General features: G+C 69.5%; 12 protein-coding genes, 1 tRNA gene and 1 pseudogene. 4 read left to right on the plus strand and 10 right to left on the minus strand.

Annotated elements, in window-relative coordinates; all coding sequences use genetic code 11:
- Positions 1 to 65 precede the first annotated feature (65 nt).
- From MW084_RS24475 to MW084_RS05250, 4 genes are all read left to right on the plus strand, one after another.
- Positions 66 to 1511, plus strand: a complete 1446-nt coding sequence (locus MW084_RS24475) for a hypothetical protein (RefSeq protein WP_010470530.1) — start codon at positions 66 to 68, stop codon at positions 1509 to 1511.
- Positions 1512 to 1655: 144 nt separating this feature from the next.
- Positions 1656 to 2564, plus strand: coding sequence for a peptidoglycan-binding protein (locus MW084_RS05240; RefSeq protein WP_010470531.1), 909 nt, complete (start codon positions 1656 to 1658; stop codon positions 2562 to 2564).
- A 220-nt stretch (positions 2565 to 2784) separates the two neighbouring features.
- A complete protein-coding gene (locus tag MW084_RS05245; RefSeq protein WP_010470532.1) occupies positions 2785 to 3018 on the plus strand; it encodes a hypothetical protein in 234 nt (77 codons plus the stop codon).
- Positions 3005 to 3271: a hypothetical protein gene (locus tag MW084_RS05250; RefSeq protein ID WP_010470533.1), complete on the plus strand. Its 267-nt coding sequence runs from the start codon at positions 3005 to 3007 to the stop codon at positions 3269 to 3271. Before MW084_RS05245 ends, MW084_RS05250 begins: the two co-directional genes overlap by 14 nt.
- A 71-nt stretch (positions 3272 to 3342) precedes the next feature.
- Here the strand turns inward: MW084_RS05250 and MW084_RS05255 are convergent, their stop codons facing one another.
- The 10 genes and pseudogenes from MW084_RS05255 to MW084_RS05305 all read right to left on the minus strand — a co-directional run bounded on the left by MW084_RS05255 (position 3343) and on the right by MW084_RS05305 (position 16625).
- On the minus strand, positions 3343 to 7251 hold the full coding sequence (locus tag MW084_RS05255) for a DNA-directed RNA polymerase subunit beta' (protein ID WP_010470535.1): 3909 nt from the start codon (positions 7249 to 7251) through the stop codon (positions 3343 to 3345).
- Between the two features lie 96 nt (positions 7252 to 7347).
- Positions 7348 to 10833 (minus strand): DNA-directed RNA polymerase subunit beta, encoded by a 3486-nt coding sequence (rpoB, locus tag MW084_RS05260; protein ID WP_010470536.1) that lies wholly within the window; start codon positions 10831 to 10833, stop codon positions 7348 to 7350.
- Between the two features lie 510 nt (positions 10834 to 11343).
- The gene (gene rplL / locus MW084_RS05265) at positions 11344 to 11727 is read right to left on the minus strand and encodes a 50S ribosomal protein L7/L12 (RefSeq protein WP_010470537.1); all 384 of its coding nucleotides are present in this window, start codon (positions 11725 to 11727) and stop codon (positions 11344 to 11346) included.
- A 112-nt stretch (positions 11728 to 11839) separates the two neighbouring features.
- Entirely contained in the window at positions 11840 to 12370 is a 531-nt protein-coding gene (gene rplJ / locus MW084_RS05270; RefSeq protein ID WP_010470538.1) for a 50S ribosomal protein L10, read from the minus strand.
- 272 nt (positions 12371 to 12642) lie between these two features.
- Positions 12643 to 13575: pseudogene (locus MW084_RS05275) on the minus strand (SCO4651 family lipoprotein).
- Between the two features lie 149 nt (positions 13576 to 13724).
- Entirely contained in the window at positions 13725 to 14447 is a 723-nt protein-coding gene (gene rplA / locus MW084_RS05285) for a 50S ribosomal protein L1 (protein ID WP_010470540.1), read from the minus strand.
- 79 nt (positions 14448 to 14526) lie between these two features.
- Entirely contained in the window at positions 14527 to 14961 is a 435-nt protein-coding gene (gene rplK, locus MW084_RS05290; RefSeq protein ID WP_010470541.1) for a 50S ribosomal protein L11, read from the minus strand.
- Between the two features lie 210 nt (positions 14962 to 15171).
- Positions 15172 to 16086 carry a transcription termination/antitermination protein NusG gene (gene nusG, locus MW084_RS05295; RefSeq protein WP_010470542.1) on the minus strand — a complete coding sequence of 305 codons (915 nt, stop codon included), beginning with the start codon at positions 16084 to 16086 and terminating at the stop codon, positions 15172 to 15174.
- Positions 16087 to 16162: 76 nt separating this feature from the next.
- Positions 16163 to 16450 carry a preprotein translocase subunit SecE gene (secE, locus tag MW084_RS05300; RefSeq protein ID WP_010470543.1) on the minus strand — a complete coding sequence of 96 codons (288 nt, stop codon included), beginning with the start codon at positions 16448 to 16450 and terminating at the stop codon, positions 16163 to 16165.
- 102 nt (positions 16451 to 16552) lie between these two features.
- Positions 16553 to 16625, minus strand: a tRNA-Trp gene (locus tag MW084_RS05305).
- Positions 16626 to 16737: the final 112 nt, after the last annotated feature.

Raw genomic sequence — 16737 nt, forward strand, 5'->3', positions numbered from 1 at the left:
CACCCGCACCGCCGTCCGTCGTGCCCCGCACCCGCACCCGCACCCGCACCCGTGAAGGAGAGCCCGTGCTCCCCGAGTCCATCCCCACCGTCCGCGTCACCGCCCGGTACCTGACCCCGGACGGCGCCCCGATGAGCGGATCCGTCGAGTTCCGGCCGCCGTCCCTGCTCACCCACGCCACCGCCGACGTCTTCGTCGGCGGACCGACCGTCGCCCGCCTCGACGGCGAGGGCCGGATCGACGTCGTGCTGCCCGCCACCGACGCCCCCGGTTGGAACCCGGTCGACTGGACCTACCAGGTGACCGAGAAGCTCGCCGGCCTCGGCCAGAACCGCGCCTACCAGATCGCCCTGCCCGCCTCCCGGCCGGCGGTCGACCTGGCCGACACCGCCCCGGCCGACCCGAACACCCCGCACTACGTGGCCGTGCCCGGTCCGCCCGGCCCGGCCGGCGAGATGGGCCCGGCCGGCCCCGCGGGCCCCGTCCGGTCCGTCAACGGGCGCACCACGCCCGACATCACCCTCACCGCCGCCGACGTCTCCGCCATCGCCGCGGACAGGGCGGGCGCGGCGGGCGGCGTCGCGAGCCTCGGCCCCGACGGCAAAGTGCCGGCGGCGCAGCTGCCCCCGGTCACGGGCGCGGTCTCCTCGGTCAACGGGCGCACCGGCGTCGTCACCCTCACCGCCGCCGACCTCGGGGCGCTGACGCCGGCCGCGGGCGACACCCGCTACCTGGGCATCGACGCGGCCCCGGTGAAGACGGTCAACGGCCGGACGGGAGCGGTCCAGCTGACCGCCGTCGACGTCTCGGCGGTCGCCGCCGGCGACGCCGTGCTGACGACCGGCGACCAGACGGTCAACGGCGCCAAGACGTTCGCGGTCCCGCCCTCCACCGGCGTCAACCCGTCGACCGCCAACCAGCTCGCCCGGCGCGGCTACGTCGACTCGGTGTCGGCCGCCGGCACCTGGTCCCCCGCCTCGATGGGCTTCTCAGGCTGGGCGTTCGACCCGGCCGCGTCCTCGGGCAACACCGTCCAGTACTGCGTGAACGGTTACGTGTACCTGATCGGCGTCCCGCTGCACGCGGCCACCACCGTGCGGAACGTGGTGTTCTACGTCCCCGGCTACGTGGGCGGCACCCTCGCGGCCACCTCCTTCGCCGGCCTCTACACCGGCGCCGGGGCCAAGGTCGGCCAGACGGCCGCCCTGAACGGCCTGCTCACCGCGACCGAGGGCAAGACGGTCGTGCTGCCGCTGGCCACCGCGTACGCCGCCGCCCCCGGGAACTACTGGGTGGCGCTGCTGGTCAACGGCCCGAACCCCAGCAACAGCGGCCCGGCCTTCATGCGGGGCGCGTCCATGGGCGAGGTGCCGGGCGGCAGCGCCCGCATGCCGGGCTTCTTCGTCCGCCACGGCAGGCTGTCCACCACGGGTCAGACCGCGCTCCCGGCGTCGTTCACCCCGTCGTCGGTGACGGCGGACTCCAACGCGATCTGGGCGGCGCTCTCCTGACCCCGTCCCCGCCGCCGGCGGGCGCGTGACCCGCCTCCACCGTGGTGCNGGTGCCGCCGGCNNGNNCCGGCGCCACCCGCACCACGGGCCCCGCGCCGGCTCCCACCGGCGCGGGGCCTTCCCGCTTTCCGGAAGGAAACCTTCATGGCCACTCCCCTCACCCCCGACCGGCTCCTCGCCGCCCTGCGCGCCGAGGGCGTCACCGTCGTCGAGCGCCCCGGCTGGCGCACCCACAACCGCGACCGCGCCGGCGCCTGGGGTCCGGTCAGCGGCGTGATGATCCACCACACCGTCACCAGCGGCACCGCCGCCTCCGTCGACCTGTGCTCCCGCGGCTACGACGGCCTGCCGGGCCCCCTGTGCCACGGCGTCATCGCCAAGGACGGCACCGTCCACCTCGTCGGCCACGGCCGCGCCAACCACGCTGGCGGCGGCGACCCCTCCGTGCTCCGGGCGGTGGTCACCGAGACGTACCGGGACCGGCCGCCCCTCCCCCGCACCCACCAGGGCGGCGCGGGCGCCGTCGACGGCAACGCCCGCTTCTACGGCTTCGAGTGCGTCAACCTCGGCGACGGCGCCGACCCGTGGCCCGCCGCCCAGCTCGACGCGATCGAACGGGTCGGGGCCGCGCTGTGCCGGGCGCACGGCTGGGGCGCCCGGTCCGTCATCGGCCACCTGGAGTGGTCCGCCCACAAGGTCGACCCGCGCGGCTTCGCCATGCCCGGCATGCGCGAACGGATCCAAAAGCGCCTCGGCACCGCGGCCCCCGGGGAAGCCGCCCCGCCGAAGCCCGCCGCGCCCCGCTACCAGCCCTTCCCCGGTACGGCGTTCTTCCGGTCCGGTCCCGACTCGCCGATCGTCACCGCGATGGGCCGCCGGCTCGTCGCCGAGGGCTGCGGACGCTACCGGGTGGGCCCCGGCCCCCGCTGGTCGGAGGCCGACCGGGCGTCGTACGCGGCCTGGCAGCGCAAGCTCGGCTTCACCGGCCCCGATGCCGACGGCTGGCCGGGCGCCGCCTCGTGGAACGTGCTGAAGGTCCCCCACACGCACTGAGCCGCACCCCGGCGGGCCGCGCCCCCGTGCGTATCCCGCGCTCCCCGGCGGGTCGCGCCCCCCGTGCGTGTCCCACGCGCCCGGCGAACCGCGCCCTCCGTACGCGCCCCGCCCCCCTAAACTCACTGTACCTNANANAGCGGAGGNNGTGCGCACCCCCGCACCGGCGGCCCGCACCCCCTCCGAACGCCCCGAACCGCACACCGTAAGGAGCACCACCATGTCCGAGGCCGCCAAGCGCACGGCCCGCACCGTCCTGCAGTCCGCCGTCGGCATCGCCGTCGCGCTGCCCGCGCTCGTCGACGCCGCCGGCGTCCCGGCGGCCCTGCCCTGGGTCGCCGGGGCCCTGGCCGTCGCGGGCGCACTCACCCGGGTCATGGCCCTCGACGCGGTCCAGCGCCTGCTGCCGGCCTGGCTGCGCACCACCCCGGGGGACGCCGATGGCCGAGTCTGACCAGGCGAACGGCCCCGTCACCGTCGCCGTCGAACTGGAGCGGCTGCGCGGCACCCTGGAGGCCGGGCTCGCCCGCGTCGACGGCTCGCTCGCCCTGCTCGTCCAGCGCAGCGACCAGACCGACAAACAGCTCGCCGACATGGAGACCCGGCTCGACGCCCTGGAACGCACCCGCTGGCCGCTGGCGAGCATCGCCGCGCTGACGGCGAGCGCCGGCCTGATGGTCGCCCTCTGGGAACTGGCCGGACGCTGACCGGGAGACGGTACGCCGGAGGGCGGCCACCCCCGCACGGGGATGGCCGCCCTCCGGTTCGAACGACCCGCTTACTGGTTGTACGGACCGTAGTCGTAGTCCTCCAGCGGAACGGCCTGGCCGGAGCCGGTGCCGAACGGCGAGTAGTCGATGTCGTCGTAGCCGACGGCCGAGTACATCGCGGCCTTCGCCTCCTCGGTCGGCTCGACCCGGATGTTGCGGTAGCGGGACAGGCCCGTACCGGCCGGGATGAGCTTGCCGATGATGACGTTCTCCTTGAGGCCGATCAGGGAGTCGGACTTGGCGTTGATCGCCGCGTCCGTCAGGACCCTGGTCGTCTCCTGGAAGGAGGCCGCGGACAGCCACGACTCCGTCGCCAGCGACGCCTTGGTGATACCCATCAGCTGCGGACGGCCGGAGGCCGGGTGGCCGCCCTCCTGGACCACGCGGCGGTTCTCCTGCTCGAAGCGCGAGCGCTCCACGAGCTCGCCCGGCAGCAGTTCCGCATCACCGGACTCGATGATCGTCACACGGCGCAGCATCTGCCGGATGATGATCTCGATGTGCTTGTCGTGGATCGACACGCCCTGCGAGTTGTAGACCTTCTGCACCTCGCCGACCAGGTGGACCTGGACGGCCCGCTGACCGAGGATGCGCAGCACGTCGTGCGGGTTCTCGGTACCCACGGTGAGCTTCTGGCCCACCTCGACGTGGTCGCCCTCGCCGACCAGGACACGGGCGCGCTTCGAGATCGGGTACGCCGTCTCGTCGCTGCCGTCGTCCGGCGTGATGACGATCTTCTTGGTCTTCTCGGTCTCCTCGATCCGCACGCGGCCGGAGGCCTCGGCGATCGGCGCCATGCCCTTGGGGGAACGGGCCTCGAAGAGCTCGACGACACGCGGCAGACCCTGCGTGATGTCGTCACCGGCCACACCACCGGTGTGGAAGGTGCGCATCGTCAGCTGGGTGCCGGGCTCACCGATGGACTGGGCGGCGATGATGCCGACCGCCTCGCCGATGTCGACCAGCTTGCCGGTCGCGAGCGAACGGCCGTAGCAGTACGCGCACGTGCCGACCGCGGACTCGCAGGTGAGGACCGAGCGGGTCTTGACCTGCTCGACACCCGCCGCGATGAGCTGGTCGATGAGCACGTCGCCCAGGTCGACGTTGGCCGGCGCGATGACCTTGCCGTCCACGACGACGTCCTCGGCGAGCATCCGCGCGTACACGGACGTCTCGACGTCGTCCGCCTTGCGCAGCACGCCGTCCTCGCGCACGCCGATCCGCAGCTTCAGACCGCGGTCGGTGCCGCAGTCCTCCTCGCGGATGATCACGTCCTGCGAGACGTCCACCAGACGACGGGTCAGGTAACCCGAGTCGGCGGTACGCAGGGCGGTGTCGGCGAGGCCCTTGCGGGCACCGTGCGTGGAGATGAAGTACTCCAGCACGGACAGGCCCTCGCGGAAGGACGCCTTGATGGGACGCGGGATCGTCTCGTTCTTGGCGTTCGACACCAGACCGCGCATACCCGCGATCTGGCGCATCTGCATCATGTTCCCTCGGGCGCCCGAGTTCACCATCATGAAGATCGGGTTGGTCTTCGGGAAGTTCTCGTTCATCGCCTCGGCGACCTTGTTGGTCGCCTCGGTCCAGATCTTGATGAGCTCCTGGGTGCGCTCGTCCTTGGTGATCAGACCGCGCTCGTACTGCTTCTGGACCTTCTCGTCGCGCGCCTCGTAGTCGGCGACGATCGCCTTCTTCGCCTCCGGAACGACGACGTCCGAGATGGCGACGGTGACGCCGGAGCGGGTGGCCCAGTAGAAGCCGGCCGCCTTCAGGTTGTCGAGCGTCGCCGCCACGATGACCTTCGGGTAGCGCTCGGCGAGGTCGTTGACGATCTCGGAGAGCTGCTTCTTGCCGACCGTGTAGTCGACGAACGGGTAGTCCTCGGGCAGCAGCTCGTTGAAGAGCGCGCGGCCCAGGGTCGTGCGCAGGCGGAAGCTGTCGCCCGGCTGCCAGGCGGCCACGCCGAAGTCGTCGCCGTCCTCCTCGGCCGGAGGCGTCCAGTCCCGGGGCGGGACGGAGCCGATCGGGAAGCGGATGTCGATCTTCGCCTGGAGCGAGAGCTCGCGGGCGTCGAAGGCCATGATCGCCTCGGCGGTGGAGTTGAAGGCGCGGCCCTCGCCCTTGACCTCGCGCTCCTCCTCCTCCGTGGTGAGGAAGAACAGCCCCAGCACCATGTCCTGGGTCGGCATGGTGACCGGACGGCCGTCGGCCGGCTTGAGGATGTTGTTCGAGGACAGCATCAGGATGCGCGCCTCGGCCTGCGCCTCCGCGGAGAGCGGCAGGTGGACGGCCATCTGGTCGCCGTCGAAGTCCGCGTTGAACGCGGTGCAGACGAGCGGGTGGATCTGGATGGCCTTGCCCTCGACCAGCTGCGGCTCGAAGGCCTGGATGCCGAGGCGGTGCAGCGTGGGCGCACGGTTCAGCAGGACCGGGTGCTCGGCGATGACCTCTTCGAGCACGTCGTACACGACCGTGCGGCCGCGCTCGACCATGCGCTTGGCCGACTTGATGTTCTGCGCGTGGTTCAGGTCCACCAGGCGCTTCATCACGAACGGCTTGAACAGCTCCAGCGCCATGGCCTTGGGCAGACCGCACTGGTGCAGCTTGAGCTGCGGGCCGACGACGATGACGGAACGCGCCGAGTAGTCGACCCGCTTGCCGAGCAGGTTCTGGCGGAAGCGGCCCTGCTTGCCCTTGAGCATGTCGGACAGCGACTTCAGCGGACGGTTGCCGGGGCCCGTGACCGGGCGGCCGCGGCGGCCGTTGTCGAAGAGCGCGTCGACGGCCTCCTGGAGCATGCGCTTCTCGTTGTTCACGATGATCTCGGGCGCGCCGAGGTCGAGAAGCCGCTTCAGGCGGTTGTTGCGGTTGATGACGCGGCGGTACAGGTCGTTCAGGTCGGAGGTCGCGAAGCGGCCACCGTCCAGCTGCACCATCGGACGCAGGTCCGGCGGGATCACCGGGACGCAGTCCAGCACCATGCCCTTGGGGCTGTTGCTGGTCTGCAGGAAGGCGGAGACGACCTTGAGGCGCTTGAGCGCGCGGGTCTTCTTCTGGCCCTTGCCGGTGCGGATGATCTCGCGGAGCTTCTCGGCCTCCTCCTCCAGGTCGAAGGACTCCAGGCGCTTCTGCAGCGCGGCGGCGCCCATCGAGCCGTCGAAGTAGGTGCCGAAGCGGTCGCGCAGCTCGCGGTAGAGCAGCTCGTCGCCCTCCAGGTCCTGGACCTTGAGGTTCTTGAAGCGGCTCCACACCTCGTCGAGGCGGTCGATCTCGCGCTGGGCGCGGTCGCGGAGCTGCTTCATCTCGCGCTCGGCGCCCTCGCGGACCTTGCGGCGCACGTCGGCCTTGGCGCCCTCGGCCTCCAGCTCGGCCAGGTCGGTCTCGAGCTTCTTGGCGCGGGCCTCCAGGTCGGCGTCGCGGCGCTGCTCGATCTGCTGGCGCTCGACGGAGACGTGGGCCTCCAGCGACGGCAGGTCGCGCTGGCGGCGCTCCTCGTCGACGTACGTGATCATGTACGCCGCGAAGTAGATGACCTTCTCCAGGTCCTTCGGGGCGAGGTCCAGCAGGTAGCCCAGCCGGGACGGGACGCCCTTGAAGTACCAGATGTGGGTGACGGGGGCGGCGAGCTCGATGTGGCCCATCCGCTCGCGGCGCACCTTGGCGCGGGTGACCTCGACGCCACACCGCTCACAGATGATGCCCTTGAAGCGGACGCGCTTGTACTTGCCGCAGTAGCACTCCCAGTCCCGGGTCGGACCGAAGATCTTCTCGCAGAAGAGGCCGTCCTTCTCGGGCTTCAGGGTGCGGTAGTTGATGGTCTCCGGCTTCTTGACTTCGCCGTGGGACCACTGCCGGATGTCGTCCGCGGTGGCCAGGCCGATCCGCAGCTCGTCGAAGAAGTTGACGTCGAGCACTATGCGTCAATCCCTCTCAGGGTTCGTGTCAATCAATGGTCTGTACGGGTCGCTGGGAGGCCGGCCGGACCTCGCGGGGTCCGGCCGGCCGACCCGTCAGACCTCTTCGACGCTGCTCGGCTCGCGCCGGGACAGGTCGATGCCGAGCTCCTCCGCAGCGCGGAAGACGTCCTCGTCGGTGTCGCGCATCTCGATGGACATGCCGTCCGAGGACAGCACCTCCACGTTGAGGCACAGGGACTGCATCTCCTTGATGAGCACCTTGAAGGACTCCGGGATGCCGGGCTCCGGGATGTTCTCGCCCTTGACGATGGCCTCGTAGACCTTCACGCGGCCGGTGACGTCGTCGGACTTGATGGTCAGCAGCTCCTGGAGGGCGTACGCGGCGCCGTACGCCTCCAGCGCCCACACCTCCATCTCTCCGAAGCGCTGGCCACCGAACTGAGCCTTACCGCCCAGCGGCTGCTGGGTGATCATCGAGTACGGGCCGGTCGAGCGGGCGTGCAGCTTGTCGTCGACCAGGTGGTGGAGCTTGAGGATGTACATGTACCCGACCGAGATCGGGTCCGGGAACGGCTCGCCGGAGCGGCCGTCGAACAGGCGCGCCTTGCCGGACGGCAGCATCAGGCGGTCGCCGTCGCGGTTCGGGAGGGTGTGCTCCAGCAGGCCGGCCAGCTCGTCCTCGCGCGCGCCGTCGAAGACCGGGGTCGCGACGTTGGTGCGGGGCTCGACGCGGTCGGCGCCGATGGACTGGAGCCGCTTGGCCCAGTCGTCGGCGAGCCCGGAGACGTCCCAGCCCTGGCTGGCGAGCCAGCCGAGGTGGATCTCCAGGACCTGTCCCGGGTTCATCCGGGAGGGCACGCCCAGCGGGTTGAGGATGATGTCGACCGGGGTGCCGTCCTCCAGGAACGGCATGTCCTCGATCGGCAGGATCTTGGAGATGACGCCCTTGTTGCCGTGGCGGCCGGCGAGCTTGTCACCGTCGGTGATCTTGCGCTTCTGGGCCACGTAGACGCGGACCAGCTGGTTCACGCCCGGCGGCAGCTCGTCGCCCTCCTCGCGGTCGAAGACGCGCACGCCGATGACCTTGCCGGTCTCGCCGTGCGGCACCTTCAGCGAGGTGTCGCGGACCTCGCGGGCCTTCTCGCCGAAGATCGCGCGGAGCAGGCGCTCCTCCGGGGTCAGCTCGGTCTCGCCCTTCGGGGTGACCTTGCCGACCAGGATGTCGCCGGCGACGACCTCGGCGCCGATGCGGATGATGCCGCGGTCGTCGAGGTCGGCCAGGACCTCCTCGGAGACGTTCGGGATGTCCCGGGTGATCTCCTCGGGGCCCAGCTTGGTGTCGCGGGCGTCGACCTCGTGCTCCTCGATGTGGATCGAGGAGAGGACGTCGTCCTGGACGAGGCGCTGCGACAGGATGATCGCGTCCTCGTAGTTGTGGCCCTCCCACGGCATGAACGCCACGAGGAGGTTCTTGCCGAGCGCCATCTCGCCGTTCTCGGTGGCCGGGCCGTCGGCCAGGACCTGGCCCTCGACGACCCGGTCGCCCTCGGCGACGACGACCTTCTGGTTGACCGAGGTGCCCTGGTTGGAGCGGGCGAACTTGGCCAGGCGGTACGTGATGTACGTGCCGTCGTCGTTGGTCACGGTGATGTAGTCCGCGGACAGCTCCTGGACCACACCGTCCTTCTCGGCCTTGACCACGTCGCCGGCGTCGACGGCGGAGCGGTACTCCATGCCGGTGCCGACGAGCGGGGCCTCGGACTTGATGAGCGGCACGGCCTGGCGCATCATGTTCGCGCCCATCAGGGCGCGGTTGGCGTCGTCGTGCTCGAGGAACGGGATCATGGCGGTCGCGACCGACACCATCTGGCGCGGCGAGACGTCCATGTAGTCCACGTCGTCCGGGCCGACGTAGTCGACCTCGCCGCCGCGGCGGCGGACCAGGACGCGGTTCTCGGCGAACCGCAGCTCCTCGGTCAGCGGCGCGTTGGCCTGGGCGATGACGAAGCGGTCCTCCTCGTCGGCGGTCAGGTAGTCCACCTCGTCGGTGACCTGGCCGTCGACGACCTTGCGGTACGGCGTCTCGACGAAGCCGAACGCGTTGACGCGGCCGTACGAGGCGAGCGAGCCGATCAGACCGATGTTCGGGCCTTCGGGGGTCTCGATCGGGCACATGCGTCCGTAGTGGGACGGGTGCACGTCCCGGACCTCGAAGCCGGCCCGCTCACGGGACAGACCACCCGGGCCGAGCGCGGACAGACGGCGCTTGTGCGTCAGCCCGGACAGCGGGTTGTTCTGGTCCATGAACTGCGACAGCTGGCTGGTGCCGAAGAACTCCTTGATGGAGGCGACGACCGGCCGGATGTTGATCAGGGTCTGCGGCGTGATCGCCTCGACGTCCTGGGTGGTCATGCGCTCGCGCACGACGCGCTCCATCCGGGCCAGGCCCGTGCGGACCTGGTTCTGGATGAGCTCGCCGACGTTGCGCAGGCGGCGGTTGCCGAAGTGGTCGATGTCGTCGGTCTCGACGACGATCGTCGAGCCGTTCTCCCCGACGGTCTCGGTCTCGCCCGCGTGGAGCTTCACCAGGTACTTGATCGTCGCGATGATGTCGTCGACGGTCAGGACGCCGGCGTCGAGCGGCTCGTCGGCACCGAGCTTCTTGTTGACCTTGTAGCGGCCGACCTTGGCCAGGTCGTAGCGCTTGGGGTTGAAGTAGAGGTTCTCCAGAAGCGTCTGGGCGGCCTCGCGCGTCGGGGGCTCGCCCGGACGGAGCTTGCGGTAGATGTCGAGCAGCGCGTCGTCCTGGCCCTGGGTGTGGTCCTTCTCCAGGGTGGCGCGCATGGACTCGTACTCGCCGAACTCCTGCATGATCTGCTCGGTGGTCCAGCCGAGCGCCTTCAGGAGGACGGTCACGGACTGCTTGCGCTTGCGGTCGATGCGGACACCGACCATGTCGCGCTTGTCGATCTCCATCTCCAGCCAGGCACCCCGCGAAGGGATGATCTTGGCGGAGAAGATGTCCTTGTCGGACGTCTTGTCGATGGACGAGTCGAAGTACACACCCGGCGAGCGGACGAGCTGCGACACCACGACACGCTCGGTGCCGTTGATGACGAAGGTGCCCTTGTTCGTCATGAGCGGGAAGTCGCCCATGAAGACCGTCTGGGACTTGATCTCGCCGGTCTCGTTGTTGGTGAACTCGGCCGTGACGAAGAGCGGCGCGGCGTACGTGAAGTCGCGCTCCTTGCACTCGTCGATGGAGTTCTTCGGAGGCTCGAAGCGGTGGTCGCGGAAGGTCAGCGACATCGACCCGGAGAAGTCCTCGATCGGCGAGATCTCCTCGAAGATCTCCTCCAGACCGGACTTCGTGGGGACGTCCTGTCCGTTCTCGAGAGCCGCCTCGACACGAGCCTTCCACGCGGCGTTGCCGAGCAGCCAGTCAAAGCTCTCGGTCTGCAGCGCGAGGAGGTTCGGAACCTCGAGGGGCTCCTTGATCTTTGCAAAGGAGATGCGCAGCGGGGCGGTGCTTGCGCCGTTGTTCGTATTCGCGGTCGAGGCGTTGCGCGAGGCGGCCAAGAGGGGGTCCTTCCGAGGGCTCGGACTCACTACGCGCGTACCGGTCCCAAGCCGAGCAGGAAGACCCGAAATCCCAGGTCAGGGCATTCGGTCAACGGTGCTCTCGCAAGGGCATGCCCCTGGTGACGGGCAGGGGGCAGCTAACAGGCAGCGCAAAGGGTCAGTGTAGCCACTTGGCCCACTGATGTCCAGGGCGAGCAATTCACGACCCTCGTTGTTCTCATCTCCGCGGCACCTCGCGCCTAGGCGCACACCGATACTGCCCGTTCGGTCGTCGATCCATGCCTCGGTGCGGACCGTTGTGACGACTCGCCCTGAGAATTGCGCGCGGCGTGCGGTTCGTCAAGGCCCCCTGCCCCGCGGGCGCACGGCGAAGATCACCATACTCCGTCCGCCTCCGGGAGGGCCGCAGGCGCCGCGGGGACGCCGAGGGGCGACCACCCGGATGGGTGATCGCCCCTCGGAACGCCCTCGGAGGGCGTCAGTGCGAGTCAGGAGACCCGCAGCAGGTCACTTGACCTCGACGGACGCGCCGGCGCCCTTGAGGGCCTCGGCGGCCTTGTCCGCGGCCTCCTTGTTGACCTTCTCCAGGACCGGCTTCGGGGTGCCGTCAACGAGGTCCTTGGCCTCCTTCAGGCCCAGGGACGTCAGCTCGCGGACGACCTTGATGACCTGGATCTTCTTCTCGCCGGCACCGGTGAGGATGACGTCGAACTCGTCCTTCTCCTCCTCGGCCTCGGCGGCCGGGGCACCCGGGACGCCGGCGGCGACGGCCACCGGGGCGGCGGCGGTGACGTCGAACTTCTCCTCGAACGCCTTCACGAACTCGGAGAGCTCGATGAGGGTCATCTCCTCGAACTGCGCGAGCAGGTCTTCCTGAGACAGCTTCGCCATGATGGCGGTCCTTCCACTAATTCGGCTGGTGCCGGATGTACATGTGTGGCGGGCGTACGTGGGGCCCGCTGTGACCGTCGCCCGTCAGGCGGCGGTCAGTGTGCGAGCCGAGTTACTCGGCACCGCCCTGCTCGGCCTGCTTGGCGCGCAGCGCGTCCACGGTGCGGACGAGCTTCGACGGGAGCGCCTGGAAGAGCGCGGCAGCCTGGGACTGCTTGCCCTTCATGGCACCCGCCAGCTTGGCGAGCAGAACCTCGCGGGACTCGAGGTCCGCAAGCTTCTTGATCTCATCGGCGGACAGCGCCTTGCCGTCAAGGACACCGCCCTTGATGATCAGGTTCGGGTTCTCCTTGGCGAAGTCACGAAGACCCTTCGCCGACTCCACCGGGTCACCGGTGATGAAGGCGACCGCCGTCGGACCAGTGAACTGGTCGTCCAGCGACGTGATCCCGGCCTCGTTGGCCGCAATCTTGGTCAGCGTGTTCTTCACCACGGCGTACTGGGCGTTCTCACCGAGCGAACGGCGCAGCTGCTTGAGCTGTGCCACGGTGAGACCGCGGTACTCGGTCAGCACGGCGGCGTTGGAGCTGCGGAACTTGTCCGTCAGCTCGGCAACCGCAGCAGACTTGTCGGGCCTCGCCATGAGCCTCGGCCTCCTTCCGGGTGATTCGGACCGCGATGGCTGAAGGAAGGAGACTGGGCAAAACGAAACGCCCCGGCGCAGGCGCACGGGGCGTGACTCGACCGGACGGCACGTCCGGGAGTACATCCACTGTCACCTGCGCAGGCCGTCCGCAGCTAGCGGATCCTTCGGCAGTCGCGCCCCTACGGGCACGGCTGCGACCAGCGGTCTTTGGCTTCCGTGGAAGAGTACGGGACCGGGCAGCCGTCAGGCAAATCGACGGGAGGACGGGATCAGGCGGCGGCGCCCGCGTCCCGCGCCGCCCCGGAGAGCTTCTCCAGCATCTCCATGAAGTCGAAGGTCTGCCCGGCCGGCGGGGCCTGGACGGCGGCCTCGGTGCCGTAGTCCGAGTAGGTCACGGACACCTCGACCTCGCCCTCGGGGGTCCCCATCCCGACGTCCATCCTCACGGGGTAGCCGTCCCCGTCGACCCAGACCGCCGTGTCGTACGCCTTCAGGCCGCTCGCCTTCATCCTGGCGACCAGTTCCTCGCGCTCCTTCCCGGAGAGCACCGACAGCGACCTGTTGGAGGCGACCATCTCGTCGACCGTGAGCGTGCCCCGGTAGTGCTGCGCGTCGACGCCGCCGACCTTCTCCGGGCCGACGTGCTTCAGGTTCGGCGAGTCGAGGAGCAGGGCGAGCTGCTCGGCCGGATCCTGGTTCATGCTCTCCAGGCTGCCGGTGAGCTGCTTCTGCAGGGCCGCGTCCCCGGTCTTCCCGCCGAGCGCTTCGAGGTCGAGCTTCATCCAGCGCTTGCCGCCCGCTTCCGCGGGGGCGTTCCGGCCCGTGTCCACGTATATGACCCGGTCGACCATGACCATGCGGGAACCGCCCGCGCCGCCCAGGCCGCCCCCCTTGACGGTGACGTCCATCATGCCGGGGTCCCAGCCCAGCACACCGGTCATCTCCATCCCGCCACGGGGCGTCGCGCCCGCTGCGCCCGCCATGCCCGTGGGCATGGTCATCGTCATCCGGACCTTGGCGGACTTCGCGGCGGCGGTCTTCTCGTACGCCGCCTGGATCACCCGGGCGGCCGAGGACTACTGCGACTGGCCGGCCGGCGCGTCCGCGGCCTTCCCGCCGTCACCGCCCCGGCAGCCCGTCGCACCGGCGAGCAGCACCACCGCCGCCGAGACTCCCAGACACCCGCGCACCGAGACCTTCATACCCCACCCCTGCATGTGTTCAGTTCTTGGATCTTTCTCCACCGCGAACGCTAACGCACCCCTCTGACGGCCGCGCACGGAAAAGCCGGCCCCCGCACCTCCGGGGAGGTGCGGGGGCCGGCTTTCGTCGACCGTGCGAGCCGTCAGGCTCAGACCGCGGCCGGGTCCTCCTCGACGAGGAGGTTCCGGGTGCGGTTGGCGTCCAGCGGGATGCCGGGGCCCATGGTGGTGGCCAGGGTCGCCTTCTTGATGTAGCGGCCCTTCGCGGCGGACGGCTTCAGACGGAGGATCTCCTCCAGCGCCGCGGCGTAGTTCTCGACCAGCTTGGTCTCGTCGAACGACACCTTGCCGATGATGAAGTGCAGGTTCGCGTGCTTGTCGACACGGAACTCGATCTTGCCGCCCTTGATGTCCGTCACGGCCTTGGCGACGTCCATCGTGACCGTGCCGGTCTTCGGGTTCGGCATCAGACCACGGGGGCCGAGGACGCGGCCGAGACGGCCGACCTTGCCCATGAGGTCCGGGGTGGCGACGACGGCGTCGAAGTCCAGACGGCCCTTCGCGACCTCGTCGATCAGTTCGTCGGAGCCGACGATGTCGGCGCCCGCGGCCTCCGCGGCCGCAGCACGGTCACCGGTCGCGAAGACCAGGACCCGGGCGGTCTTGCCGGTGCCGTGCGGAAGGTTCACGGTGCCACGGACCATCTGGTCGGCCTTGCGCGGGTCGACACCCAGGCGGAAGGCGACCTCGACGGTGCCGTCGAACTTGGTGGTGGCGGTTTCCTTGGCGAGACGGACGGCCTCGAGGGGGGCGTAGTTACGCTCCCGGTCGACCTTGGCGTCCGCGCCGCGGAGAGCCTTGCTGCGCTTCACTTCTTCTCCTGCTTTCACGTATGGAGTCGTGGTCCGGGCCAGCGCGTGGCCCTTCCACAGAGGGTCGGACGGGGGTCGCTCAGCCCTCGACCGTGATGCCCATGGAACGGGCGGTGCCGGCGATGATCTTCTCGGCGGCGTCCAGGTCGTTCGCGTTGAGGTCGGGCATCTTGGTCGTGGCGATCTCGCGGACCTGGGCGCTCGTCAGCTTGGCGACCTTGGTCTTGTGCGGCTCGCCGGAGCCCTTCTCCACACCCGCGGCCTTGAGGATCATCCTCGACGCCGGCGGGGTCTTGGTGACGAAGGTGAAGGAGCGGTCCTCGTAGACCGTGATCTCCACCGGGATGACCCAACCGCGCTGCGACTCGGTCGCGGCGTTGTAGGCCTTGCAGAACTCCATGATGTTGACGCCGTGCTGACCCAGCGCGGGGCCGACCGGCGGGGCCGGGTTGGCGGCACCGGCCTGGATCTGGAGCTTGATAAGCCCCGTGACCTTCTTCTTCTTGGGAGGCATAGCTCTCTCCGGGTCCTAGTGAGAGTGTTCGGCCGCCATCCGTGATCGTCCGGTGTCGTCCGATGTGGCCCGACAACGTCCGACGTCATCCGGATGGAGGCATACCGCACCACGATAACGGGTATGGCGGTACGTCCAAAAACCGAGCAGGTCAGAGGGCGGGAGACGCCGCTCCGACCTGCTCGGGAGCCGGTGGGGAACCGACCGGTGTCAGTTCTTCTGGATCTGGTCGAAGCTGAGCTCGACCGGGGTCTCGCGGCCGAAGATCTCGACGAGGCCCTTGACCTTCTTCGAGTCGGCGTTGATCTCGTTGATCGTGGCCTGCAGCGTCGCGAACGGGCCGTCGGTGACGGTGACGGAGTCGCCGACCTCGAAGTCCAGCACCTGGACCTCGACCTTGCGGGCCGGAGCGGGCCTGCCCTCGGCCTCGGCGGCCTCGCGGGCCGCCTTCTCCTTGGCCTCCGGGGCGAGCATCGAGACGATCTCGTCCAGCGTCAGCGGGTACGGGTCGTAGGCGTTGCCCACGAAGCCGGTGACGCCCGGCGTGTTGCGCACGACGCCCCAGGACTCGTTCGTCAGGTCCATCCGGACGAGCACGTAGCCAGGCAGCTTGTTCTGCCGGACGTTCTTGCGCTCGCCGTTCTTGATCTGGACGATCTCTTCCTCGGGGACCTCGGCCTGGTAGATGAAGTCCTCGACGTTCAGCGAGACGGCGCGCTGCTCCAGGTTGGCCTTCACGCGCTTCTCGTAGCCCGCGTAGGTGTGGATCACGTACCACTCGCCGGGAAGGGTGCGGAGCTCCTCGCGGAGTGCGGCGACCGGGTCGACGGGAGCGGCCTCCTCGCCGTCCTCGTCCTCGCCGTCCTCGTCCTCGGCGTCCCCGGCGGCGTCGTCCGCCGTGTCCTCGACGGTGTCCTCGTCGGCGGCGTCCGCGTCCTCGGCGGCGTCCGCGTGCTCGGCGTCCTCGGTGTTCTCGGCGTCCTCGGTGTTCTCGTCCTCGACGGTGTCGGCGCCCTCGGCCGTCTCACCGGCAGCGGCGTCCGCAGCCTCCGCCTGGTCCTCGTCGGCCGCCTCGACGACGTCGAGCTCGTCCTGGGCGGACTCGTTCAGGTTCGGGTCAGACACGGTGGCTGCTTCTTCCTGGATACAGATGGGTGGAACATGCGAAAAGGGGCGCCGGGGTGGGCGCCCTCCGCGGGAATCAGCCGAAGACGTACTTGACTGCTTCCTTGAAGCCGAAGTCGATGCCGGTCACCAGACCGATCATGATGACGACGAAGATGATCACGACCGTCGTGTACGTGGCCAGCTGGTTGCGAGTGGGCCAGACGACCTTGCGCAGCTCGGCGACGATCTGGCGGTAGAACAGCGCGAGACGGCCCAGGGGGCCCTTCTTGGCGCGCTTGCCGCCCTTGCGGGTCTTCTTCTTGGACTCCGACGCCTCGTCCTCAGCATCAGGCATGTCGATGGAGCCTACGGCGTCCGTCACGTATCTCACCTGATTCCGGGTCGGCCGTGCCGCGCCCGGGTGGAGCCGCACGGCGGTGCAATGAAGTACATACCTGCGCACACATCCTGGCGGTGTGTGTAGCAGGGCCGGAGGGACTTGAACCCCCAACCGCTGGTTTTGGAGACCAGTGCTCTACCAATTGAGCTACGACCCTTTGTGGTTCTCCCCCAACCTACCGCATCCCGAGAAGTGCTCACGGTGTGGTCGGCGAGGGCCAACGAGCAGAGAGTGTACGTGCTCGACGTCCCCGCGTCGAACAGAAAGCC

The sequence above is a fragment of the Streptomyces sudanensis genome (genome assembly GCF_023614315.1).
Classification (GTDB): domain Bacteria; phylum Actinomycetota; class Actinomycetes; order Streptomycetales; family Streptomycetaceae; genus Streptomyces; species Streptomyces sudanensis.